The organism is Pseudomonas sp. 1L-E-NC-VB-C3 (assembly GCF_057291535.1).
Window position 1 is genome coordinate 110,472 of record NZ_JBXAWD010000015.1, and the last position, 21,421, is coordinate 131,892.

Consider the following 21,421-nt stretch of genomic DNA (forward strand, 5'->3'; position numbering starts at 1 on the left):
GCTTTCGCGAGCAGGCTCGCTCCCACAGTGGTTTGCGCTGGTAAAAAACAACCGGAGGTTCGACCTGTCATCTTCGGCAACGTAGAATGCGCGCCTTTCCCGGGCAATCGTCCCCACGATGGCGCCCGCGCATTTATCGGAGCACTTGACCATGACCGTCACCAAGACCAGCGAGTACCTGGAAACCCTCTACGAAGGCTACGGCCAGCGTTTTCGCATGGAAAAACTGCTGCACGAAGTGCGCACCGAACACCAGCATCTGGTGATCTTCCAGAACCCGCGCATGGGCCGGGTGATGGCGCTGGACGGCGTGATCCAGACCACCGAAGCCGACGAATTCATCTACCACGAAATGCTCACCCACGTGCCGATCCTCGCCCACGGCACTGCCAAGCGCGTGCTGATCATCGGCGGCGGTGACGGCGGCATGTTGCGCGAAGTGACCAAGCACGCCGGCGTCGAACACATCACCATGGTCGAAATCGACGGCACCGTGGTCGACATGTGCAAGGAATTCCTGCCGAACCATTCCGCCGGAGCCTACGACGATCCGCGCCTGAACCTGGTGATCGATGACGGCATGCGTTTCGTCGCCACCACCACTGAAAAATTCGACGTGATCATCTCCGACTCCACCGACCCGATCGGCCCGGGCGAAGTGCTGTTCTCGGAGAACTTCTACCAGGCGTGCCACCGCTGCCTGAACGAAGGCGGCATCCTCGTGACTCAGAACGGCACGCCGTTCATGCAAATCGACGAAGTCAAAACCACCGCCGGTCGCCTGCGCAGCCTGTTCCCGGACTGGCACTTCTACCAGGCCGCCGTGCCGACCTACATCGGCGGCTCGATGACCTTCGCCTGGGGCTCGACCAACCCGGCCTACCGCAAGCTCAGCCGTGAAACCCTGCAACAGCGCTTCATCGGCAGCGGCATCGTCACCCGTTACTACAATCCGGAAATCCACATCGGCGCGTTCGCCTTGCCGCAATACGTGCTGCAAGCGGTCAACAAGCCAAGCAACGACTGATCACTCTGAAGTCGCTCTGCAAGGGAGCTTTTGTGGCGAGGGGATCTATCCCCGTTGGGATGCGCAGCATCCGTGAACCGGCCTGCGCGGTGTCTCCGTTAAACCGCAATGGACGGCATTACGACTGCTGCGCAGCCGAACGGGGATAAATCCCCTCGCCACAGAGTCCGCCCTATCGATCGGATGGTTATTTTCACCGTTGGCGGCTGTAATCCTTTTGAACCAACTATCGCGGAAAAAAGTCGAGATAGAGGTAAGCCCATTTACGGGTTGATCGAGGAGGCACTGATGCAAAAGTGGAAAGTCACTTTCGTGGATGATCACGGCGAAATTGTTGATGAAGTCTTCGAACGTGAGGAATGCCCGTCCGATGATGAAGCCGCGCGGCTGATCAAGGAGCGGCTTCTTCCGGTCGCCGCCCAGCTGGATCTCAACGACCTGCAAGGGCGCACCACCGATGCCGAGGTGAAAAACCTCAAGACCCAGAACGGCATCGAAATCCTCAGCATCACCCCTGTCTGAACACTTCCTGTCATCTCGTAAACCAGGCCTTGGCAGCGGCGCTCTCTTGGGGCTACTCTGCAAGCGAGATCAGCGAATGGATCGCTAAGGTCTGGTCTTGTCAGCTACATGCTTGTTTCCCGCGCGCAACCACGTTGCCGTAGTACTTAGGCCAAAAGGCCCGGGGCGGGAATACGGAAAGTCTATCCATCAATCGAGGGGGACGATTCATGAGCACAGCCTATCAAGAAGACATCAGCAGCAACGTTCTGCGCCGCATGAAAGAAGGCGGCTTCGATTTTTCCCGGTTCCATCCCATCGAGTTCTACGCAATTTTCCCGGACGAGGAGCGGGCGCGCAGGGCAGCAGGCAAATTTCGCGGTGAATCCATCAATGCCCAGGTCAGTGCGCGCGACGACGGCGCCTGGTCGCTGGAATTGAGCAAAGTGATGTACGCAACCTATGACGACATCGGCGATTTCGAGCAAGGCTTTTCAGCCGTGGTCGAACCGCTGGGCGGCATTATCGAGGGTTGGGGCGTGAAGCAGGAGGTGCGCAATCGTTACCGGTTGAATTGATATTGCGCATTGTTTGTCGGGCAACGGCTGACCTTCTGGTCGGCCGTTGTCGTTTCTGGCTTCTGCACATCGCAGTGGCAAAATCCTGAAACAAGAATCCAGGGCAAAAAAAAGCCACCGGAGAGGGTGGCTAAAAGGGAAGACGGGTATGCAATAAAGTCCTGTCGGGACGGGGCTGCCAAGGCAGTTCAGATCAGTTGAGCTGTCTCCTTCGCGGCGGCTTGCCGGGGAAGTTTTGCAGCGAATGCGCGGATTATCCGCAGTCGCGGTCGGGCAGTGAAATCAACTCTGACTATGCTGGTGATAGGCGATGCAGTGCGTCGCAATGAAGCGGGGGCAATCGGGCCGGGGCATTTGCCGCACAGGAATGGTGCGCAGCCTCCGGCGTGGATCTACAACCGATTGAAATCAAAGCGTTTATGCCGATGGCACGGGCCTTGCGAAGGCCTGTATGTCCGGAGTGACAAGGAGTACGGCATGATCCGCACCTATTTTGATGAGATGTACGATGCCGGCGGCGTGGTCCGCCCGCATTACCGGGAATTTGCCCGCTGGCTGGCCGAGACGCCCGACGAGCTGCTCGCGCAGCGCCGCCGCGAGGCCGATCTGCTGTTCCACCGTGCCGGGATCACCTTCACGCTCTATGGCGACGAGCAGGGCACCGAGCGCCTGATTCCGTTCGACACCATTCCCCGCAGCATTCCGGCCAGTGAATGGCGGATTGTCGAGCGCGGCTGCATCCAGCGGGTCAAAGCGTTGAATATGTTTCTCGCCGACCTCTACCACGAGCAACGCATCATCAAGGCCGGGATTATTCCCGCCGAACAGGTGCTGGCCAACGAGCAATACCAATTGGCGATGCAAGGTCTGGATCTGCACCGCGATATCTATTCGCACATCTCCGGCGTCGATCTGGTGCGCGATGGCGATGGCACTTATTACGTTCTCGAAGACAACCTGCGCACACCCAGCGGCGTCAGCTACATGCTCGAAGATCGCAAGATGATGATGCGTCTGTTCCCCGAACTGTTCTCCGCCCAGCGCATCGCCCCGATCGATCACTATCCCAATCTTCTGCTCGACACTCTCAAAAGCTCGAGCCCGATCGACAATCCCAGCGTGGTGGTGCTGACGCCGGGACGCTTCAACAGCGCGTTCTTCGAACATGCGTTTCTGGCGCGGGAAATGGGCGTTGAACTGGTGGAAGGCGCAGATCTGTTCGTGCGTGACGACAAGGTGTTCATGCGCACCACCGATGGCCCGAAAGCGGTCGACGTGATCTATCGGCGCCTCGACGACGCATTCCTCGATCCTCTGGCATTCAACCCGGATTCGATGCTCGGTGTGCCGGGGCTGCTGTCGTCCTATCGCTCCGGCAACGTGGTGCTGGCCAATGCCATCGGCACCGGGGTCGCGGACGATAAATCGGTTTACCCGTTTGTCACCGACATGATCCGTTTTTACCTCGACGAAGAGCCGATCCTGAAAAACGTGCCGACCTGGCAATGCCGCAACCCGTCCGAGCTGTCCCACGTACTGGCCAATCTTGCGGATTTGGTCGTCAAGGAAACCCAGGGCTCCGGCGGTTACGGGATGCTGGTCGGACCGGCCGCGACGACGGCGGAAATCGATGCCTTTCGCGAGCGCATCAAAGCCAAACCCCATGCCTACATTGCGCAACCGACACTATCGCTGTCGACCTGTCCGACCTTTGTCGAAAACGGCATCGCGCCGCGCCATATCGACTTGCGTCCGTTCGTGCTGTCCGGCCGCGAAACCCGTGTGGTGCCTGGCGGTTTGACCCGTGTCGCGTTGCGTGAAGGCTCCCTGGTGGTGAACTCCTCCCAGGGCGGCGGGACCAAGGACACCTGGGTAGTCGAGGATTGAAGGAAGCTTGCCATGTTAAGTAGAACTGCCTCGGATCTGTACTGGATGTCGCGTTACCTGGAGCGTGCGGAGAATCTCGCGCGCATGCTCGACATCAGCTATTCGCTGTCGCTGATGCCGCAGGACGGGCGCGGCGATGGTCTGCATGAACTCGCCATGCCGTTGCTGATCACCGGCACCTTGGACGATTACCTTGAACGCCACGGTGACCTGCACGCTGAACGCTTGCTGCATTTCTTCGCACTGGACGCGGCCAACCCGGCCAGTATCTACAGCTGCCTTGGTGCAGCGCGGGCCAGTGCCCATGCCGTGCGCGGGCGAATCACTGCCGACATGTGGGAAAACATCAATGCGACCTGGCTGGAAATTCGTGGCATCGCCGAGCAGGGCCTGAGTCGTTATGGCATGAGCCGGTTCTGCGAATGGATCAAGGAGCGTTCGCACCTGTTTCGTGGCGCCTCATACGGCACGATCATGCGCAACGACGCGTTTCGCTTTATTCGTCTGGGCACGTTTATCGAGCGCGCGGACAACACGCTGCGCCTGCTTGATGCCCGTTACGAAATGGCCGGCGATCAGGCCGAAGCAGTCAGCGACGGCACGGCGCACGCCTATTACCAATGGAGTGCGCTGCTGCGCGCCTTGTCCTCATTCGAGGCCTACACCGAAATCTACCGCGACGCGCCCGGCGCCCGGCATGTCGCCGAACTGCTGCTGTTACGCGCCGATGTGCCGCGTTCGCTGCGTGCCTGTACCGAAGAGATCGACCAGATCCTCGCGCAACTGCCAGGCGCCAACGGCCGACCGGCACAACGCCTGGCGGCGGAAATGGACGCGCGCCTGCGTTACACCGGCATCAACGAAATTCTCGAAGAAGGCCTGCACGCCTGGCTGACCGAATTCATCCCGCTGGTGCGCCAGTTGGGCAACGCCATTCACAGTTCCTACCTGGAGGCTGCATGAGACTTTCCATAAGCCACGAGACCACCTATCACTACGAAGATCAGGTGCGCGCGAGCATCCAGTACCTGCGCCTGACACCCCACGACAGCGAGCGTCAGCATGTCCTCAGTTGGCAACTCGACCTGCCGCGTCCGGTGCGTGCGCAGCTCGATCCGTTTGGCAACATCCTGCACGTGCTGACCATGGACGAGCCCCACGAAGCGATCATCATTGGCGCCCGGGGGCAGGTCGATATCGACGAATTGCGCGAGGCCGAACATGAGAGCCAGTCAGCGCTGCCGTTCCTGCGCTTCACGCGCCTGACCGAAGCCGACGAAGCCTTGCGCGAGTTTGCCGCGAAGAACTGCAAGCAGCGGCGAGACCGCACCGCGCTGATCGACTTGATGCACGGTCTGAATCAGCACATGAGCTACACGCCGGGCTCCACCGAAGTCGACACCAGCGCCGCCGAAGCTTTCGCCGGTCGGGCCGGGGTCTGTCAGGATCATGCCCACGCCTTTCTAGCCTGCGCGCGCAGTCTCGGCGTGCCGTCGCGTTACGTGTCGGGTTATCTGTACAGCGAAGATTGCGAGCATCTCGCCAGTCATGCCTGGGCAGAAGCGTGGCTGGATGACGCTTGGTACAGCTTCGACGTGACCAACCAGCTGGCGCGCCCGGAGCGACACCTGAAGTTGGCGGTGGGCCTTGATTATCTCGATGCCTGCCCGGTCCGTGGCATGCGCCGGGGCGGTGGCTGCGAGCAGATGCATGCGAAGGTGTTCGTCTCGCCGACACCGGTTATTTCCGTGCAGCAACAATAGATTCGGGATACCGCTATCGCTGGCAAGCCAGCTCCCACAGGATGACCGCTGATTCGAACTCTGCGCATACCCTGTGGGAGCTGGCTTGCCAGCGAAGAGGCCAGTAATAACACCCTAAGGCTTACGGATTAACTTTGCGCCCGGCCATGTGCTTGAGATAGCCCACCAGCATTTCAAGATCTGTATCCGGCAATACCTCAGCAGAAAACCCCGGCATCTTCGCCTGCGGCCACTGACGCAAACTCTGCGGATCGCGGATGTAGCGCTTCAAGAAATCCGCCCCGAAATACTCGGTCGGGCTATACGGAATATTCAGATCCGGACCGAACTGCGCGTCTCCGGCACCATTCAACCGGTGACAGGCCAGGCAGTTTTTTTGAAACAGGGCAAAACCCTGGTTCACCGGATCATCGGCCTTCAAGGCAGGATCGGGCAGCAGGGCAGGAAAGCGTTGGGCCACCGGCGCCATCAGCTTGATGCTGGCGACTTCGAACGGCCACTGCTCGGGGCTGATATTGCCGGCCTGCGGGTCGGTCCAGACCAGATAGAACGGCCCGGCGCTGTGCTTGCCGGCAGACAGCGGTGGCCACGGCCGCGCCGGGTCCTCGATTGCCAGCCATGCTCGTGCGCCGTCCTTGTTCAGCAAGGGTGCAGCGGCCAGCTCTGCGGCAAAGCCATCCAGCGCCACCGCTTGCAAGTGATCCTCCGGCTTGACCCCCTTCAGCAATGCGGCCATAGGCACAGCCTGATAAGTCATGTCCTTCTTGTAGGAAACATCATTGTTGATCGTGAGAGTTTGCAACTGAGGGTGTTTGAGCAGCTCTTCGGTCTGCCAGGTGCGGCTGTTTGCGCCCAACTGCAGATCCAGTTGTGCGGCAGCCAAGGGCAAGCTCAGTAGCAAGGCACCGAGCGCAATGAGCGTTTTCAAATGATCGCCGTCCATGTCGTGGTAGTGCGCAAAGGTTGGCACAACCGCGCTGGCCCGGGTAGCGGGCCAGTCACATTTTCAATGGCGACATACAGCACGCGACGTTTGAATCAGCCGATGACCTTGGTCAGATTCGGCAAGATCAACAACAGCGTCGTGGCGAAAAGAATGAGTCCTGCTTGACGTACTTTCGGTTGTTTGAACATGGCTTGACCGCCTTTATTGTTATTTCCTGATGCGTGCCTGACTGCATTTCCCTGACGGCACGCGTTGCACTTCCTGTTGAAGCACGCCCGTCTCGGCAAAACCCGACGACGATGGCGTACATGTTCACCTTAGAGCCCGCGTCACTCTTCGCTTAGATCCATTTCATATGGGGATCTTGAAAAAAGCTTTTAAAACGGCATGAGGCGTATTGCCAGCTTCTTTGCCGCCCGCTGGCTAGACAACTCGACGACCTGAACCGGTTCACCTGAGGTCCGATGACCGTCCGTCTGAGCGTGTGCGTCAAGCGCTTTGAGCAATGTGGTCATTGCTTGCCAGTCGGCGCAGGGCGAAAGTGAAGTGGACAATAAATCAGGTTCGAGGACGTCATGACTGAAGCTTTGATTTTCGATGCGTTACGCACTCCGCGTGGCAAAGGCAAGGCCGATGGCGCGCTGCACAGCGTGAAGCCGGTCAACCTGGTGGCGGGTTTGCTGAGCGCTTTGCAGGCGCGCACCGCGCTGGATACCAGTCAGGTCGATGACGTCGTCCTCGGCTGCGTCACGCCGATCGGCGATCAAGGTTCGGACATCGCCAAGACGGCGGTGCAAGTGGCCGACTGGGACGTCAGCGTCGCCGGTGTGCAGATCAACCGTTTCTGCGCTTCGGGTCTGGAAGCGGTGAATCTTGGCGCGATGAAAGTGCGCTCAGAATTCGAGGATCTGGTGGTGGTCGGCGGCGTCGAGTCGATGTCGCGGGTGCCGATGGGCAGCGATGGCGGCGCCTGGGCACTGGACCCGCAGACCAACCTGCACAGCCATTTCACCCCGCAAGGCGTCGGCGCCGATCTGATCGCCACCCTCGAAGGCTTCAGCCGGCAGGATGTCGATGCCTACGCACTGCACTCCCAGCAAAAAGCCGCACGAGCGCGGGCCGACGGCTCGTTCAACAAGTCGCTGGTGCCGGTGCAGGATCAGAACGGCATCATCCTGCTTGACCACGATGAGTTCATCCGCGCCGAGTCTACCCTCGAGGGCCTGGGCAAGCTCAAGCCGAGTTTCGAAATGATCGGGCAAATGGGCTTCGACGCCACGGCGTTGCGGGTCTACAGCCATGTCGAGCGGATCAACCACGTGCACACGCCGGGCAACAGTTCCGGAATTGTCGACGGTGCGGCGCTGATGCTCATCGGCTCCGAAGCCAAGGGCCGCGCGCTGGGGCTGCAGCCACGCGCGCGTATCGTCGCCACGGCCGTCACCAGCACAGATCCGACCATCATGCTCACCGGCCCAGCGCCGGCGACCCGCAAAGCCTTGGCCAAGGCCGGACTGCGCGTGGAGGACATCGATCTGTTCGAGGTCAACGAAGCGTTTGCTTCGGTGGTGTTGAAATTCATCAAGGACATGGCCGTCGACCCGGGCAAGGTCAACGTCAACGGCGGCTCGATCGCCATGGGCCACCCGCTGGGCGCCACCGGTTGCGCGATCCTCGGCACCCTGCTTGATGAACTGGAAGCGCGCAACTTGCGCTACGGCCTGGCGACGCTGTGTGTCGGCGGAGGCATGGGCATTGCCACCATCATCGAACGCCTCTGAGCCCCGACTTCAAGGAACCCTGTTATGAGCGAAGCCATTCGTTACGAAAAAGGCCAGGACGCTATCGTCGTGCTGACCATGGACATGCCGGGCCAGAGCGCCAACACCATGAACGCCGTGTACCGCGAGGCCATGGCCGCTTGCGTTGCCCGCTTGCTGGCCGAGAAAGACAGCATCGCCGGAGTGATCATCACCTCCGCGAAGAAAACCTTTTTTGCCGGCGGCGACCTCAATGAATTGATCAAGGTCGGCAAACCCGAAGCCAAAGCTTTCTACGACATGGTGCTGACTCTCAAGGCGCAATTGCGCAGCCTGGAAACCCTCGGCAAACCGGTGGTCGCGGCGATCAACGGCGCTGCGTTGGGCGGCGGCTGGGAGATCTGTCTGGCCTGCCACCATCGCATCGCTGTGGATGATGCCTCGGTGCAACTCGGTTTGCCGGAGGTGACGCTGGGCCTGTTGCCGGGCGGCGGCGGGGTGGTGCGCATGGTGCGCATGCTCGGTATCGAAAAAGCCCTGCCGTACTTGCTTGAAGGCAAGAAGGTGCGCCCGCAACAGGCGTTGCAGGCCGGGCTGATTGATGAACTGGCAGCGAATCGCGATGAGCTGCTGGCCAAGGCGCGCGCCTGGATTCTCGCCAATCCGGCGGCAGTGCAGCGCTGGGACGTGAAGGGCTACCAGATTCCTGGCGGCACGCCATCGAGCCCGAAAGTGGCGCAGATGCTGGCGATTGCGCCGTCGATCCTGCGCAAAAAAACTCAAGGCACCCTGCCGGCGCCGGAGAAGATTCTATGCGCGGCGGTGGAGGGCGCTCAGGTCGATTTCGACACCGCGCACCTGATCGAAACCCGCTACTTCACCGAGCTGACGACCGGGCAGATTTCGAAAAACCTGATCGGCACGTTCTGGTTCCAGTTGAACGAAATCAACGCCGGCGGTTCCAGACCGCAAGGTTTTGCGCCCTATAAAACCCGCAAAGTCGGTGTGCTCGGCGCCGGAATGATGGGCGCGGGCATCGCTTTTGTCAGCGCCTCGGCCGGTATCGAAGTCGTCCTCAAGGACATCAATCTCGCTGCTGCCGAGAAAGGTAAGGCGCATTCCGCGGCGCTGCTGGATAAAAAAGTTGCCCGTGGCCAGCTGACTGTCGAACAGCGCGAGGCGGTGCTGGCGCGCATCGTTGCGAGCGAAAGCGATGCCGATCTGGCCGGTTGCGATCTGATCATCGAAGCGGTGTTCGAGGATCGCCAGCTCAAAGCCAAGGTATCTGCTGCCGCGCAACAGGTGGTGGGTGGCGACGCTGTCATCGCCTCCAACACATCGACCCTGCCGATCACCGGCCTGGCGACGGCCGTGCCCGATCAAAGCAAATTCATCGGCCTGCATTTCTTCAGTCCGGTGGAAAAAATGCCGCTGGTGGAAATCATCAAGGGCGCGCAGACCAGCGACGAAACTCTCGCTCGCGGTTTCGACTTCGTTCTGCAAATCAAGAAAACTCCGATCGTGGTCAATGACAGTCGCGGCTTCTTTACCTCGCGGGTTTTCGGCACATTCACCAACGAGGGTATCGCCATGCTCGGCGAGGGTGTCAGTGCGCCGATGATCGAGACCGAAGCGCGCAAGGCCGGGATGCCGGTCGGGCCTCTGGCAATCTCCGACGAAGTTTCCCTCAGCCTGATGAGCCATATCCGTCAGCAGACGGCCAAGGACTTGCAGGCAGAAGGCAAACCGCTGATTGAGCACCCGGCCTTCGCCGTGATTGACTTGATGCTCAATGAATTCAAGCGACCGGGCAAAGCTGCCGGAGGCGGTTTCTATGAGTATCCAGCCGGTGCCCAGAAGCATTTATGGCCGGAGCTGAAAACGCGCTTCGAGAAGGCCGACGGACAGATCTCTGCGAAGGATGTGCGTGATCGTCTGTTGTTCGTGCAGGCCATTGAAACCGTGCGTTGCGTGGAGGAGGGCGTGCTCACCTCGACGGCGGACGCCAACGTCGGTTCCATCTTCGGTATCGGTTTCGCCGCGTGGACCGGCGGGGCGCTGCAGTTCATCAACCAGTATGGCCTGGAGGACTTCATCGCCCGCGCGCAGTATCTGGCCGAGCAATACGGCGAGCGTTTTACCCCGCCAGCGCTGCTGCTGGACAAAGCGGCGAAAGGTGAAATGTTCTAGGGCCGGCGAGCATTTCGGGGCTTGCCTTGGCCGGGTGTTTCAGGGCAGGCTCTGGGTGTTCATTATTCCCATCACGTGTCAGGTATTTTTTATGTCGCTGCGCATCTGCATTCTCGAAACCGACATCCTGCGGCCCGAATTGATTGACCAATATCAGGGCTATGGGCAGATGTTCCAGCGCCTGTTCTCGCAGCAACCGATCGCCGCTGATTTCACTGTCTATAACGTGGTGAAAGGGGATTACCCAAGTGACGACGAGACTTTCGATGCGTACCTGGTCACTGGCAGCAAGGCCGATTCGTTCGGCACGGATCCGTGGATCCAGACCCTCAAGACCTACCTTTTGAATCGCTACGAACGCGGCGACAAATTGCTCGGCGTGTGCTTCGGCCATCAATTGCTGGCGCTACTGCTTGGTGGCAAGAGTGAGCGTGCGTCCCAAGGCTGGGGCGTCGGCACTCACAGCTATCAGCTGGCAGCTAAGGCACCGTGGATGAGCCCGGCGCGCGAAGAGCTGACACTGCTGATCAGTCATCAGGATCAGGTAACCGAGCTTCCGGAAAACGCCACGGTCATCGCCTCCAGCGATTTCTGCCCGTTCGCGGCGTATCACATCAACGATCAAGTGCTGTGCTTCCAGGGTCACCCGGAATTCATTCACGATTACTCCCGCGCGCTGCTCGATCTGCGCCGGGAAGCGCTGGGTTCGCAGATTTACAGCAAAGGCATGGCCAGCCTTGAGCAGGAACATCATGGCGCTACGGTTGCGGAGTGGATGATGCGCTTCGTAGCGCACAAGCCAGAAACGGCTCAACGCTAAAAGGGCCTGCTCCCACAATCCCTGTGGGAGCGAGCCTGCTCGCGAATCTCCGGGGCAACGCGGTCCCGGCTACAGCCACCCGGACCGCTTGAAGCTCGCCCACAAACTCACACACCCCACCGCAATAAACCCCAGCACTGCAAAATAACCGTAGTGCCAGGTCAACTCGGGCATGTTCTGGAAATTCATCCCGTAGATCCCCGCTACCGCAGTCGGGAACGCCAGAATCGCCGCCCACGCTGCAAACTTGCGCTGCACCACGCTCTGCCGTGATGCCTCAAGCAACACGCCAATCTCGATGGTCTGGCTGGCAATGTCCGCCAGCGTGGTCAGGTCTTCCATCTGCCGCGTTACATGAATCTGCACATCGCGAAAGTATGGGCGCATGTTCTTGTCGATGAACGGGAAACTGAGCTTTTGCAGCTCCTCGCCGATCTCCACCATCGGTGCCGCATACCGACGCAAGCGCACCACATCGCGGCGCAGACCGTGCAGCTTCTGGATGTCGCGCTCGTTGAGGGCGCTGCACAGCACATTGCTCTCCAGCTCATCAATCTCGGCGTGGATCGCTTCGCCCACCGGCTGATAGTTTTCGATGACGAAATCGAGCAGCGCATACAGGACGAAATCTTCCCCGTGCTCGAGCAACAGCGGACGCGCCTCACAGCGTTGACGCACATAGGCGTACGACGCGGAATGGCCGTTGCGTGCGGTAATGATGTAACCCCTGCCGGCGAAGATATGCGTTTCGATGAATTGCAAAACGCCGTTTTCGCGAACCGGTGAGTAGGTGACGATAAACAGAGCGTCGCCAAAGGTTTCCAGTTTTGGTCGGCTGTGTTTTTCCAGCGCGTCTTCGATGGCCAGTTCATGCAGGTTGAACTGTCGTTGCAGGTTGGATAATTCCTGTGCGTCCGGTTCTTCCAGACCGATCCAGACGAAGTGGCCGGGTTTGGCGGCCCAGGCAGCACCTTCGTCCAGCGCAATATTGGAGACTTTCTTACCCTCGCTGTACACCGCAGCAGCAACAACTCGACCCATGGTGGTGATTCACTTCTTCTTGGCAGATGGCAGGGAAACTAGGCTTCAGCTTAGCCGTGTCGCTGCTTGAGAGTCAGTGAAACTTCTACAGTTCACCCGGCAAAAGAAAACCCGCACGGGGCGGGTTTGGTTTCACGCGGCTTGCAGTTGCCGATCCATCGATTCGATGCACTCGCGCATCTGCTCGCGGCATCGCTCGATCAGCATGGGCATGTCGTCCATGGTCAATCCGACTGTAGGAATCGCCGGCAAGGAACGTATGAGAACGTTGCCACTGCGCCAGCGATTCAGGCGCATGTGCTTTATATAGCTGCTCACGCACACCGGAACGATCGGCACGCCAGCGGCAATCGCCATCTGGAACGCACCTTTCTTGAACGGCAACAAATCTTCACCGAGGTTGCGGGTGCCCTCCGGGAATACCCAGATCGAGGTGTCTTCGTTCTGCAAGGTGTGGGTCGTCGTCAGCATCGACTGCCGCGCCTTGTGCGCATTGCCACGGTCGATCAACACATTGCCGGCCAGCCAGAACAACTGGCCGAACAACGGCACCCACTTCAGGCTCTTCTTGCCGATACACACGGTGCGGCGGGGGACGACATTGCCGAACACGAACAGATCGTAGTTAGACTGATGGTTGGCAATGATCACGCAACTGTCGGGCTTGTTCATCAAGCCGTTGACCTCGGACCTGACCCGCAAACGCAAGATACACATCGCCGGCAAAGCGTAGAGGCGGGCGCACAGTCGACTGTTGTCCGGGTTGAACGGGCGGCACAATCCAAGGATCACGCCGAGCACGCCGGCCAGAATAAAGTGCAGGCCCATCAACAACATACGAAACACAAACAGCATTTTTGCAGGCCCACCGGGACAAAAGGTGGCGCAGTGTACGGATGTGCACTGTTTTCGGCAATTGCCGCTATAGAGTCCGGAGATGGCCGATGTTTAAGCGCATGTTTCAGCGTTGCCTGTCAGGCGCGTCCTAGAGCTTTCAGCGAATCTTCAACGCTGAACCTAAGAAAAAGCCCGACCAAGGTCGGGCTATTCTCTTACCGGCAGATTTTGGACGAGTCAGCCCAGATGTTGCTGATCCTGCAGGATCGCGTCGTCGAGGGTTTCCAGCAGTTGCTTGCGCACTTTGAGCTTGGTGTTCTTGTGCGCCAGCATGTTGATCTTCTTCAACTGACGCGCGGCAGCCAGCGCGGCGCCCTGCAATTCTTCGGCAGTGACGACTTTGTCGAGGAAGCCTGCATCAACGGCACTTTGCGGATCGAACATCTCGCCATTGATTACCGAGCGATGGAAAGCCGAACGCCGCAAGCGGTCGCGTGCCAGCTCGATACCGGCATGGTGCATGGTCATGCCGATTTGCACTTCGTTGAGACCGATGCTGAACGGGCCGTCGACACCGATGCGGTAATCGGCGGACAACAGCAGGAAAGCACCCTTGGCCACGGCGTGCCCCGGGCAAGCAACGATCACCGGGAACGGGTGAGAGAGCAGGCGGCGGGCCAGGGTCGAACCGGCCGTCACCAGCGCAACGGCCTCTTTCGGGCCGGCCGTCATCACCTTCAGGTCATAACCACCCGAAAGAATCCCCGGCTGCCCGGTAATGATCACCACCGCGCGATCCGCCACCGCCTGATCCAGCGCCGCGTTAAACGCCGCAATCACATCCGGAGAAATCGCGTTGACCTTGCCATTGTTCAGGGTCAGGGTCGCGATACCGTCTTCGAGGTGGTAGGCAATCAACTCGCTCATGACGCTATTCCTTATTAGAAAGATGGGCAGACGTTACCCACCGCCGCAAGCCAGGTAAAGCGCCGTGACTGACCTGCCAGTCACCGTTTTGCGCTTCGGCCAGCGCGCCACGCGTGTTGCCCCCTATAAAGGAAGCGCGTCGATAACCTGAGATTGGCGGGTTTGCCATCGCTCCTCTCGGATGAAAGCATCGCGCTCTCTTAAGCGCATGAAAATTCTGAAAAAAAGTTTGCCATCGGAAAAGCTTTCGACTACATTAGCGCGCCTCGACAGACAGAACATGTCTGCAGAGATACGGTGAAGTGTCCGAGTGGCTTAAGGAGCACGCCTGGAAAGTGTGTATACAGGAAACTGTATCGAGAGTTCGAATCTCTCCTTCACCGCCAAATTTGAAACGACTAAACCCCTGAAAACTTAGAGTTTTCAGGGGTTTTGCGTTTCTGAAAGCCAAAAAAGTGAATATCAAAAATAACCCGACTCAGTGTCGGTTTGTTTGTGCCTTGGATGGATGCGCCAAGCGCACAGCTCCCTTGAGCCCTTCACCTTTTCTCGCCAAGAATATCCGCGCTGATATAGCGGTGTCCCAATTCTGGTACTCGGAAAAGAGCACTGCCTGCTGGAAACGGAAAAGTCGCTCTTCCTCACACAACTCGCAGAATTCGCCTACAACCGCGCGTTGAGTCTCTCGTTATCCTGATGCAGTACCAGTCTGCAGCGATCCCATCAGGAAATACGTTTTCCGCAGAAAGCAGGCTTTCTCCTCGTAATTGCGGTTTGACCCAGTTGCCCTATTATCGCGGTATCATGATCTAATACCATGAACAACAAACAGCTCGGCACGCTTAAAGCTATTTTTTCAAGGCCGGTCCCAAATAACCTGGAGTGGGTTCGTATGGAATCCCTCTTCGGCGCAGTAGGCGCCCAGACCATCGAAGGCAGCGGCTCTAGAGTGCGTTTTGAATTGAACGGTGTGGTCGTGACGTTTCACCGGCCCCACCCAGACAAAGAAGCGAAGCCCTATCAGGTGCGTGACGCTCGGGCTTTCCTTGAGCAAGCAGGAGTCATCCCGTGAATGTAATGAACTACAACGGCTATGCCGCCCGGATTGAATACAGCGACGAAGACGGCCTCTTTGTCGGCCACATCGCCGGTATCAAGGACGTCGTTGGATTCCATGGAGAGTCGGTGGCAGAACTGCGAAACGCGTTTCAGGAGGCCGTGACTGATTATCTCGAAACCTGCGCCAGGCTCGGTCGCGAACCGCAGAAACCCTATTCGGGAAATCTGAGCCTGCGTTTGGCACCAGCGCTGCATGCGACTGTCGCTGTAAAGGCGCAGCTTGCTCACAAGAGCATCAATCAATGGGTTGCAGACGTGCTCGATCGTGAAGTCCACGCGTAGCCGCGAAACCCAATTTCGGCAGCAGTTGTACAAAACCCTGTCACCCGTCGAAATCTCCTACACGCCTCATTGACCCCCCGAACCGTCCCGAGTTTACTGTATGCGCATACAGTAAACTCACTATCAGGTTCGTATCATGAGCGTCACCATCCTCGGCCCTTTGTCAGGCGCGGGCGAACAGCTTGCGCTGTATTCGTTTCGGATTCCCGCCGGTTTTCCTTCGCCGGCGGCTGATCACATTGAAAAGCACATCTCTCTGGACGAGGTTTTTGATATTCGTGCGCCGCACGTTTATCTGGCGAAGATCGAAGGCGAGAGCATGCAGGACGCCGGGATATTTTGCGGTGATCTGGTGATTGTTGATCGCAGCCTGAATGCCGAGCACGGCGATATCGTCATCGCCGGTCTCAACTCCGAACCTGTCTGCAAGCGCCTGCACATGCGCGACAACACCATCATTCTTCTTTCGGCCAACAGCAAATACCCGCCTCGCTATGTGATGGAAGGGGATGAGCTGGTGATCTGGGGTGTGGTGACTTACAGCGTGCGCGACCATGGCAAATCGTGAGCAGGTTTTCGCGCTGATCGATTGCAACAGCTTCTATGCCAGCTGTGAGCGAGTGTTCCGGCCCGATCTGGCGAAGACGCCGATTGTCGTGCTGAGCAATAACGATGGCTGCGTGATCGCGCGCAGCTACGATGCCAAACCTTTTGTGAAAATGGGCGCGCCGTACTTTCAGATTCGTGATGATCTGCGCCGCCACGGCATTCAGGTGTTCAGCAGTAATTACGCGTTGTACGGCGACATGAGCGAACGGGTGATGACGATCATCGAATCCATGGTGCCGGCGGTCGAGGTTTACAGCATTGATGAGGCGTTCGCCGATCTCAGCGGCATTCCTGGGGACCTGACAGGTTTTGGCCGGACCATCCGCTCTGCTGTTTATAAGCGCACCGGCATCCCGGTCGGCGTCGGCATCGCCCCGACGAAAACGCTGGCCAAGCTCGCCAACCACACCGCGAAACGCCTGCAAGCGCATACCGGCGGCGTGGTCGACATCTGCGATCCGTCCAAACGCGACTGGGTGTTGCGCAATACCGATGTCGGTGAAGTGTGGGGCGTCGGACGGCGGATGAAAGCTCATCTGGAAAGCATGCAAATCAGAAGTGCGATGGACTTGGCGAAGGCCGATCCGTGGACACTGCGGCGCAAGTTCAGCGTGGTGATCGAGAAGACCGCGCGCGAACTGGGTGGCACATCCTGTCTGGAACTGTCGGAAACAGAACCGCCGAAGCAGGAAATTTGCAGCAGCCGCATGTTCGGCAACCGTTTGACTACCATCGAGCCGATCAAGGAAGCCGTTGCTACTTATGTGCATCGAGCGGCGGAAAAGCTGCGTGCGCAGAGTTCGCTGTGCAAAAAGATCCGCGTGAGTATCCGCACCGGCATGTTCAATCCGGAAGAGGCGAAGTACGCCAATGGCGCGCTGATCGAGTTGCCTTATCCGACCAATGATGTGCGATTGCTGAGCAAGGTGGCGAGCGAGGCGGTTGATCGATTGTTCCGGCCGGGCTTCAAGTACAGCAAGGCTGAAGTGTTATTGATGGATCTTCGGCAGCCCGGAGAGTTTACCGAAGACTTGTTTGCCCAGTCGCAACCGCAGACGGCGGAGAAGGTGATGGGGGTGCTGGACCAGATCAATCAGCGCTGGGGGCATGGAACGTTGCGAGCGGGGAGTGTGCCGGCGGATCCGGCCTGGGGCATGCGGCGGGAGATGATGAGTTCGAGTTTTACGACGAAGCTGGATCAATTGTGGGTCGTTAAATCCAATTGAGGCACGGGCCAGATCTGGTGCCGCGCTACAATCGCCGCCTTCACTTTTGCAGTAAAAGGACGACTTTCATGATCATTTCCACCACTCATTCCGTCGAGGGGCGGCAGATCACTGCCTATCTGGACATCGTCAGCGCCGAGTCTGTGCAGGGCGTCAACGTGATCCGCGATATGTTCGCCGGCATGCGCGACTTCTTTGGCGGGCGGTCGCAGACGTTGGAGCGGGCTCTTAAAGAAGCACGCATTCAGGCCACCGACGAACTGAAAGATCGAGCGCGGGCATTGCAGGCTGACGCGGTGGTCGGCGTGGACTTCGAGATCAGCATGCCGGCAGGCAAGGGCGGCATGGTCGTGGTGTTCGTCACCGGAACTGCGGTCAAGCTGCGCTGATCATTGTGTTCAAGGCAAAGCCCACTCGCACAACGAATGGGCTTTTTCGCGTCAATCAGCCTTGTGGCTTGAGCAACACAGCACCTCTTGCGTCATAGGTCAGCGGTGTATCGATGGCAACGAGGGGCGGTGTCCCGTCAGGCTGCGCCGATGGTGCGGGCTCGCTGGGATGGTAGACGACGCCCGGCTGGAGAAGCGGTTTGTCCGGGTATTTGATGGTGATTTCACCCGAGGCGATCTTTTCCTTGAGTTTTTCCGCACCGGCCTTGCCGGCAGCGATCTGCTCGTCCGTGAGTTTTACGACTGGCATGTTCGGGAATCCATTGATCTGCATGATCTCTCCTTGAGAATCATTTGTAGGAATAAGGGCAGCGGCCGTTCGATGGAAATCTTTAGCGAATGATCGTTCACGACGCTTTTTTCCATTCGTCGGTGATCAGTCTTTCTGGACGGCAAGTCCAGTAGTGACCAGCTAGTCTCAAAAGCGCTGAGGGACGATATTTTCCAGGCAAAACTGTTTTGTCGGTGTCGACCCAGTTGCGTAGGGGAGAGTCTATGTCAGGTCCATTTATCGAAGATGATGGCGCAGAGTTTTCATTCAACAATTGTGTGCGCTGCGGTCAGTCGGAGTATCAGTCGGGGTTTGGCGAGGATCCGGTCAGCATCGGCAAAATCAAATCCACAGCCCCCAAAGGGCCGAAAGCGAAATTCCTGCCCAAGGTCACGGCAAGGACCAGAAAGTGATTTCATCCTGCACCCCGTCATTGAACGGGGTTTTTTATGTGCGCAAGAATAGGGGTTTGAAATCTCTGGCAAGCATTGACATTAATGTCGGTTTTTTTTCACAAACTTTTCACGTTGGCCAACGTAGTGTGAAGCCATCCGTTAGAAAGCAAGTCTCCAGCCCGTCTCCCCAGCGGGCTTTTTTTTGCCGGCATAAAACCTTTTCCCTGATTGCGGTCCAAACGACGCTGCCTGCCGCGTCTGGACTTTCCTGGGCCGAGCGCATTAAATCCCGCTCCTTCTCGTCATCCCGTTTATTTGAGGTTTTCGTCATGCGTTTAACACTGCCTGCTCTGGTTCTTGGCCTTCTGGTTGCTCAAGGTGCGATGGCTGCCGGTGATGGCACCGCGGCGCTGGGCGGTGGCCTGGGTGGCGCGCTGGGTAACGTGGTCGGTCAGAAAATGGGCGGCAGCACCGGTGCCGCCATTGGCGCTGGCGTCGCGGGCGCAGCAGGCAGTGCCGTCGCCGCACGCAAGGGCAGCCGCACCAAAGCGGCGATCGGCGGCGGTGTCGGTGCAGCCGGTGGCTCGGTGATCGGCAACAGCCTGGGCGGCCGCAACGGCGCCACCATCGGTGCAGGTCTGGGCGGCGCGGCCGGCGGCGCAGTCGGCAGCAACCTGGGCAAAGGTCACAGGCGCCACTGAGACTGATGGCCTGTCAGAAAAAGCCCGACTCGATGTCGGGCTTTTTCATGGCTGAACGTTTCGTCCGAAATCATCTCCAATCTGCATACGCCCCGCTTGGGCGGACTGTCCCGATTCGGGAACTGCGAGGTTCATATGCGATTGTCATTATCTGCACTGTTTTTTGGCTTGGTCGTGGCGCAGGGCGCGATGGCGGCCGGAGACGGCACCGCTGCCGTAGGCGGTGGTCTCGGCGGTGCGCTGGGTAATGTGGTTGGCGGACAACTTGGCGGCAGTACGGGCGCAGCGGTCGGCGCAGGTGTTGGCGGCGCGGCCGGCAGTGCCGTCGGCGCGAACAAACGCAACCGCACCGAAGCCGCGATTGGCGGCGGTCTTGGCGCAGCAGGCGGCTCGGTCGTCGGCAACAGCCTCGGCGGCTCCACCGGCTCCGCCATTGGCGCAGGCCTGGGCGGCGCAGCAGGCGGCGCGGTAGGTAACAATCTTGGCGACGACGACGGCGGATCTCATTCCGGCGGCCACAAGCACAAGAACAAACACAAAAATAAACATCGCTGATTGATCAACGAAAACCCGGCCTGGCGCCGGGTTTTTCGTGTCTGGCCGTCAGGCAGAGGAACGATTGGCGATAGGGCTTTTCGAAAGTGATACATCCCACACGCTCAAGAGGTGCGCCATGACTCCTGAAACCGAAGGCAAAGAAGAGAAGGGCCCGAGTGGATTGCCGTTTATCAATGATCCGGGGAATGAAGATCCCGGCTCGCTGATAGATGATGCGACGGTGCCGTTGAATGATGCGGATGAGGCGGATATGGAGTATGAGGAGGATGGGGATGAGCAGTGAATGACTATCGTTGAGTCAGATGTGGTGGGTCGACCATCAAAATAGGAGCCTGTGGGTAACAGGCTCTTGGTAAACACAGCTGAGTCTAATTTCATGCATCTAAAATGATTCCATCCATGCACGGTAGAACGCTTTTTGATCCTCTATGTTGTTTGTCAGGTTTGTGTCTTCGTAGTCAAAGATTCGAACGATGTCTCCTTCTCCTGAGGGTCTTCCTTCGTGGAGCTCGTAGGCAACGAGTCCACAGGACATTTGTGAACTCATGCTCGATGGATGAACATTAATTTTTGATCCTTTACACAAAAATATAATGTCCGGAAACTCCGATCTTAATACACCGAAACATCCATAAAGGTCATATGAAGTGTAGGTTTTCTTGTGGCCGTGTTTTGCCATAAATGTCAAAGTTTTATTCTTTCTGTCGCACTCGATAGTTGCGGTCTCAATGCCTTTGGGAGTAAGGATTTTTATTTCCATTCGGATCATTTATTTTTTCCTGTTTGGATTCAGCACAGAATAACCTTTGTAGCTACCGTCTTCGTTGACGGGCGTAGCTCCTACGATATCCCGGTTTTTTATGCCTCCTGGTATAGCAATCTCAGCCTCCCCTCGATGAGGAGAGAGTGCTCCAAGTTCTCTATTTACATCCACTCCGCGAATGTTTTTCATTACATATATATAACCATCAGCGTACCCATAACCTGTCGCAAATTTCGTTGCGGCCTCTTTTGATACTGAGGTGCTTACATACCAGCTGGGAGGGGTTTTGTTGTCCAGCGCATGGAGGAAGAGGTCTGTACTATCACCCCAAGGTTCAAATCCGGTATCGAAAATTTCCCAAGGCTCTCGATCGTCACCTCGGTACAAATAATAGTTTTCTTGGTTAGGTGCGGGGACTGCGGGCTCCCCCTCATCAACCTTAACCCCATCACTCGCCCCCGGAACCTCACACCCAGGCTTCTTCGGCGGCGGGCAGTTGGACGTCAACCCCAACGGATCCACCCACCCCGTCGGATTCGGCACGTATTGGTACTGATTCAACCCACCCGCCAGCTTCACCGGGTCCGGCGTTAAATACCGCCCTAGCCTCGGGTCGTAATACCGATGGCGGTTGTAATGCAGCCCACTTTCAACATCGAAATACTGCCCCTGAAAACGCAGCGGTTGGTCGAGGTAGTCTTCGCCGGCGAGGGTGACGGCGGCGACTTTGCCGTAGGCGTCGTATTGCGCGGACCAGACGATTTCGCCGCT

The 21,421-nt window shown here is 58.2% G+C and carries 25 protein-coding genes and 1 tRNA gene; 19 read left to right on the forward strand and 7 right to left on the reverse strand.

All coding sequences use genetic code 11. The annotated features are described in order from the left end of the window. Positions 1-151: 151 nt before the first annotated feature. From speE to AC0Z5Z_RS22380, 6 genes are all read left to right on the forward strand, one after another. Entirely contained in the window at positions 152-1,027 is an 876-nt protein-coding gene (gene speE / locus AC0Z5Z_RS22355) for a polyamine aminopropyltransferase (protein WP_016773785.1), read from the forward strand. Between the two features lie 288 nt (positions 1,028-1,315). After that, positions 1,316-1,549, forward strand: coding sequence for a hypothetical protein (locus tag AC0Z5Z_RS22360; RefSeq protein WP_056784063.1), 234 nt, complete (start codon positions 1,316-1,318; stop codon positions 1,547-1,549). Between the two features lie 209 nt (positions 1,550-1,758). Beyond that, on the forward strand, positions 1,759-2,106 hold the full coding sequence (locus tag AC0Z5Z_RS22365) for a ribonuclease E inhibitor RraB (protein WP_003223226.1): 348 nt from the start codon (positions 1,759-1,761) through the stop codon (positions 2,104-2,106). A gap of 477 nt (positions 2,107-2,583) precedes the next feature. Further along, positions 2,584-3,993 carry a circularly permuted type 2 ATP-grasp protein gene (locus AC0Z5Z_RS22370; protein WP_485611662.1) on the forward strand — a complete coding sequence of 470 codons (1,410 nt, stop codon included), beginning with the start codon at positions 2,584-2,586 and terminating at the stop codon, positions 3,991-3,993. 12 nt (positions 3,994-4,005) lie between these two features. Further along, the gene (locus tag AC0Z5Z_RS22375; RefSeq protein WP_016773788.1) at positions 4,006-4,956 is read left to right on the forward strand and encodes an alpha-E domain-containing protein; all 951 of its coding nucleotides are present in this window, start codon (positions 4,006-4,008) and stop codon (positions 4,954-4,956) included. Next, positions 4,953-5,756: a transglutaminase family protein gene (locus AC0Z5Z_RS22380; protein ID WP_056784068.1), complete on the forward strand. Its 804-nt coding sequence runs from the start codon at positions 4,953-4,955 to the stop codon at positions 5,754-5,756. Before AC0Z5Z_RS22375 ends, AC0Z5Z_RS22380 begins: the two co-directional genes overlap by 4 nt. 121 nt (positions 5,757-5,877) lie before the next feature. Here the strand turns inward: AC0Z5Z_RS22380 and AC0Z5Z_RS22385 are convergent, their stop codons facing one another. Next, positions 5,878-6,699 (reverse strand): c-type cytochrome, encoded by an 822-nt coding sequence (locus AC0Z5Z_RS22385; RefSeq protein WP_485611669.1) that lies wholly within the window; start codon positions 6,697-6,699, stop codon positions 5,878-5,880. Positions 6,700-7,277: 578 nt separating this feature from the next. Between AC0Z5Z_RS22385 and AC0Z5Z_RS22390 the strand changes: the two genes are divergently transcribed. The 3 genes from AC0Z5Z_RS22390 to AC0Z5Z_RS22400 all read left to right on the forward strand — a co-directional run bounded on the left by AC0Z5Z_RS22390 (position 7,278) and on the right by AC0Z5Z_RS22400 (position 11,472). After that, positions 7,278-8,483, forward strand: coding sequence for an acetyl-CoA C-acetyltransferase (locus tag AC0Z5Z_RS22390; protein WP_406228621.1), 1,206 nt, complete (start codon positions 7,278-7,280; stop codon positions 8,481-8,483). 24 nt (positions 8,484-8,507) lie between these two features. Beyond that, positions 8,508-10,652 carry a 3-hydroxyacyl-CoA dehydrogenase NAD-binding domain-containing protein gene (locus tag AC0Z5Z_RS22395; protein WP_485611663.1) on the forward strand — a complete coding sequence of 715 codons (2,145 nt, stop codon included), beginning with the start codon at positions 8,508-8,510 and terminating at the stop codon, positions 10,650-10,652. Between the two features lie 91 nt (positions 10,653-10,743). Next, positions 10,744-11,472: an amidotransferase gene (locus AC0Z5Z_RS22400; RefSeq protein WP_485611664.1), complete on the forward strand. Its 729-nt coding sequence runs from the start codon at positions 10,744-10,746 to the stop codon at positions 11,470-11,472. Between the two features lie 69 nt (positions 11,473-11,541). On the opposite strand, the gene AC0Z5Z_RS22405 is transcribed toward AC0Z5Z_RS22400, so the two are convergent. The 3 genes from AC0Z5Z_RS22405 to AC0Z5Z_RS22415 form a co-directional block, all read right to left on the reverse strand. Continuing rightward, positions 11,542-12,513, reverse strand: coding sequence for a magnesium and cobalt transport protein CorA (locus AC0Z5Z_RS22405; RefSeq protein ID WP_150638709.1), 972 nt, complete (start codon positions 12,511-12,513; stop codon positions 11,542-11,544). A gap of 132 nt (positions 12,514-12,645) precedes the next feature. Next, entirely contained in the window at positions 12,646-13,368 is a 723-nt protein-coding gene (locus tag AC0Z5Z_RS22410) for a 1-acylglycerol-3-phosphate O-acyltransferase (RefSeq protein WP_024012238.1), read from the reverse strand. A 219-nt stretch (positions 13,369-13,587) separates the two neighbouring features. Further along, complete coding sequence (locus AC0Z5Z_RS22415) at positions 13,588-14,277, reverse strand: crotonase/enoyl-CoA hydratase family protein (protein ID WP_076566844.1); 690 nt, start codon at positions 14,275-14,277, stop codon at positions 13,588-13,590. Between the two features lie 296 nt (positions 14,278-14,573). Between AC0Z5Z_RS22415 and AC0Z5Z_RS22420 the strand changes: the two genes are divergently transcribed. From AC0Z5Z_RS22420 to AC0Z5Z_RS22445, 6 genes are all read left to right on the forward strand, one after another. After that, positions 14,574-14,663: transfer RNA gene (locus tag AC0Z5Z_RS22420), tRNA-Ser, on the forward strand. Positions 14,664-15,094: 431 nt separating this feature from the next. Next, positions 15,095-15,349, forward strand: coding sequence for a type II toxin-antitoxin system HicA family toxin (locus AC0Z5Z_RS22425; RefSeq protein WP_256811930.1), 255 nt, complete (start codon positions 15,095-15,097; stop codon positions 15,347-15,349). Further along, entirely contained in the window at positions 15,346-15,678 is a 333-nt protein-coding gene (locus AC0Z5Z_RS22430) for a type II toxin-antitoxin system HicB family antitoxin (protein ID WP_256811932.1), read from the forward strand. Before AC0Z5Z_RS22425 ends, AC0Z5Z_RS22430 begins: the two co-directional genes overlap by 4 nt. Before the next feature lie 136 nt (positions 15,679-15,814). Further along, a complete protein-coding gene (locus AC0Z5Z_RS22435; protein WP_041479371.1) occupies positions 15,815-16,246 on the forward strand; it encodes a LexA family protein in 432 nt (143 codons plus the stop codon). After that, the gene (locus AC0Z5Z_RS22440) at positions 16,233-17,513 is read left to right on the forward strand and encodes a Y-family DNA polymerase (RefSeq protein ID WP_056784092.1); all 1,281 of its coding nucleotides are present in this window, start codon (positions 16,233-16,235) and stop codon (positions 17,511-17,513) included. The genes AC0Z5Z_RS22435 and AC0Z5Z_RS22440 overlap by 14 nt, the downstream gene beginning before the upstream one ends. A gap of 68 nt (positions 17,514-17,581) precedes the next feature. Then, positions 17,582-17,902, forward strand: a complete 321-nt coding sequence (locus AC0Z5Z_RS22445) for a YbjQ family protein (protein ID WP_016773801.1) — start codon at positions 17,582-17,584, stop codon at positions 17,900-17,902. Positions 17,903-17,957: 55 nt separating this feature from the next. Here AC0Z5Z_RS22445 and AC0Z5Z_RS22450 read toward each other — a convergent pair whose 3' ends face one another. Next, on the reverse strand, positions 17,958-18,236 hold the full coding sequence (locus tag AC0Z5Z_RS22450) for a hypothetical protein (RefSeq protein ID WP_016773802.1): 279 nt from the start codon (positions 18,234-18,236) through the stop codon (positions 17,958-17,960). 221 nt (positions 18,237-18,457) lie between these two features. Here AC0Z5Z_RS22450 and AC0Z5Z_RS22455 point away from each other — a divergent pair, with 221 nt between their 5' ends. From AC0Z5Z_RS22455 to AC0Z5Z_RS22470, 4 genes are all read left to right on the forward strand, one after another. Further along, positions 18,458-18,646, forward strand: a complete 189-nt coding sequence (locus AC0Z5Z_RS22455; protein ID WP_024012286.1) for a hypothetical protein — start codon at positions 18,458-18,460, stop codon at positions 18,644-18,646. Positions 18,647-18,957: 311 nt separating this feature from the next. Continuing rightward, on the forward strand, positions 18,958-19,329 hold the full coding sequence (locus AC0Z5Z_RS22460) for a bacteriocin (RefSeq protein ID WP_252869068.1): 372 nt from the start codon (positions 18,958-18,960) through the stop codon (positions 19,327-19,329). Between the two features lie 135 nt (positions 19,330-19,464). After that, entirely contained in the window at positions 19,465-19,884 is a 420-nt protein-coding gene (locus AC0Z5Z_RS22465) for a YMGG-like glycine zipper-containing protein (protein WP_024012287.1), read from the forward strand. A gap of 118 nt (positions 19,885-20,002) precedes the next feature. Next, complete coding sequence (locus AC0Z5Z_RS22470; RefSeq protein ID WP_485611665.1) at positions 20,003-20,170, forward strand: hypothetical protein; 168 nt, start codon at positions 20,003-20,005, stop codon at positions 20,168-20,170. Positions 20,171-20,269: 99 nt separating this feature from the next. On the opposite strand, the gene AC0Z5Z_RS22475 is transcribed toward AC0Z5Z_RS22470, so the two are convergent. Both AC0Z5Z_RS22475 and AC0Z5Z_RS22480 read right to left on the reverse strand, forming a co-directional pair. After that, positions 20,270-20,656 (reverse strand): hypothetical protein, encoded by a 387-nt coding sequence (locus AC0Z5Z_RS22475; RefSeq protein WP_024012288.1) that lies wholly within the window; start codon positions 20,654-20,656, stop codon positions 20,270-20,272. Then, the coding region (locus AC0Z5Z_RS22480; protein WP_485611666.1) for an RHS repeat-associated core domain-containing protein at positions 20,657-21,421 on the reverse strand (765 nt) is incomplete at its 5' end.

Coding starts and splice junctions, on each gene's coding strand:
- AC0Z5Z_RS22395 (WP_485611663.1), top strand. CDS start 8,508: ATGAGCGAAGCCATTCGTTACGAAAAAGGCCAGGACGCTATCGTCGTG.
- AC0Z5Z_RS22445 (WP_016773801.1), top strand. CDS start 17,582: ATGATCATTTCCACCACTCATTCCGTCGAGGGGCGGCAGATCACTGCC.
- AC0Z5Z_RS22475 (WP_024012288.1), bottom strand. CDS start 20,656: ATGATCCGAATGGAAATAAAAATCCTTACTCCCAAAGGCATTGAGACC.
- AC0Z5Z_RS22400 (WP_485611664.1), top strand. CDS start 10,744: ATGTCGCTGCGCATCTGCATTCTCGAAACCGACATCCTGCGGCCCGAA.
- AC0Z5Z_RS22385 (WP_485611669.1), bottom strand. CDS start 6,699: ATGGACGGCGATCATTTGAAAACGCTCATTGCGCTCGGTGCCTTGCTA.
- AC0Z5Z_RS22450 (WP_016773802.1), bottom strand. CDS start 18,236: ATGCAGATCAATGGATTCCCGAACATGCCAGTCGTAAAACTCACGGAC.
- AC0Z5Z_RS22435 (WP_041479371.1), top strand. CDS start 15,815: ATGAGCGTCACCATCCTCGGCCCTTTGTCAGGCGCGGGCGAACAGCTT.
- AC0Z5Z_RS22415 (WP_076566844.1), bottom strand. CDS start 14,277: ATGAGCGAGTTGATTGCCTACCACCTCGAAGACGGTATCGCGACCCTG.
- AC0Z5Z_RS22375 (WP_016773788.1), top strand. CDS start 4,006: ATGTTAAGTAGAACTGCCTCGGATCTGTACTGGATGTCGCGTTACCTG.
- AC0Z5Z_RS22410 (WP_024012238.1), bottom strand. CDS start 13,368: ATGCTGTTTGTGTTTCGTATGTTGTTGATGGGCCTGCACTTTATTCTG.
- AC0Z5Z_RS22470 (WP_485611665.1), top strand. CDS start 20,003: ATGACTCCTGAAACCGAAGGCAAAGAAGAGAAGGGCCCGAGTGGATTG.
- AC0Z5Z_RS22405 (WP_150638709.1), bottom strand. CDS start 12,513: ATGGGTCGAGTTGTTGCTGCTGCGGTGTACAGCGAGGGTAAGAAAGTC.
- AC0Z5Z_RS22360 (WP_056784063.1), top strand. CDS start 1,316: ATGCAAAAGTGGAAAGTCACTTTCGTGGATGATCACGGCGAAATTGTT.
- AC0Z5Z_RS22380 (WP_056784068.1), top strand. CDS start 4,953: ATGAGACTTTCCATAAGCCACGAGACCACCTATCACTACGAAGATCAG.
- AC0Z5Z_RS22455 (WP_024012286.1), top strand. CDS start 18,458: ATGTCAGGTCCATTTATCGAAGATGATGGCGCAGAGTTTTCATTCAAC.
- AC0Z5Z_RS22460 (WP_252869068.1), top strand. CDS start 18,958: ATGCGTTTAACACTGCCTGCTCTGGTTCTTGGCCTTCTGGTTGCTCAA.
- AC0Z5Z_RS22365 (WP_003223226.1), top strand. CDS start 1,759: ATGAGCACAGCCTATCAAGAAGACATCAGCAGCAACGTTCTGCGCCGC.
- AC0Z5Z_RS22465 (WP_024012287.1), top strand. CDS start 19,465: ATGCGATTGTCATTATCTGCACTGTTTTTTGGCTTGGTCGTGGCGCAG.
- speE (WP_016773785.1), top strand. CDS start 152: ATGACCGTCACCAAGACCAGCGAGTACCTGGAAACCCTCTACGAAGGC.
- AC0Z5Z_RS22390 (WP_406228621.1), top strand. CDS start 7,278: ATGACTGAAGCTTTGATTTTCGATGCGTTACGCACTCCGCGTGGCAAA.
- AC0Z5Z_RS22370 (WP_485611662.1), top strand. CDS start 2,584: ATGATCCGCACCTATTTTGATGAGATGTACGATGCCGGCGGCGTGGTC.
- AC0Z5Z_RS22425 (WP_256811930.1), top strand. CDS start 15,095: ATGAACAACAAACAGCTCGGCACGCTTAAAGCTATTTTTTCAAGGCCG.
- AC0Z5Z_RS22440 (WP_056784092.1), top strand. CDS start 16,233: ATGGCAAATCGTGAGCAGGTTTTCGCGCTGATCGATTGCAACAGCTTC.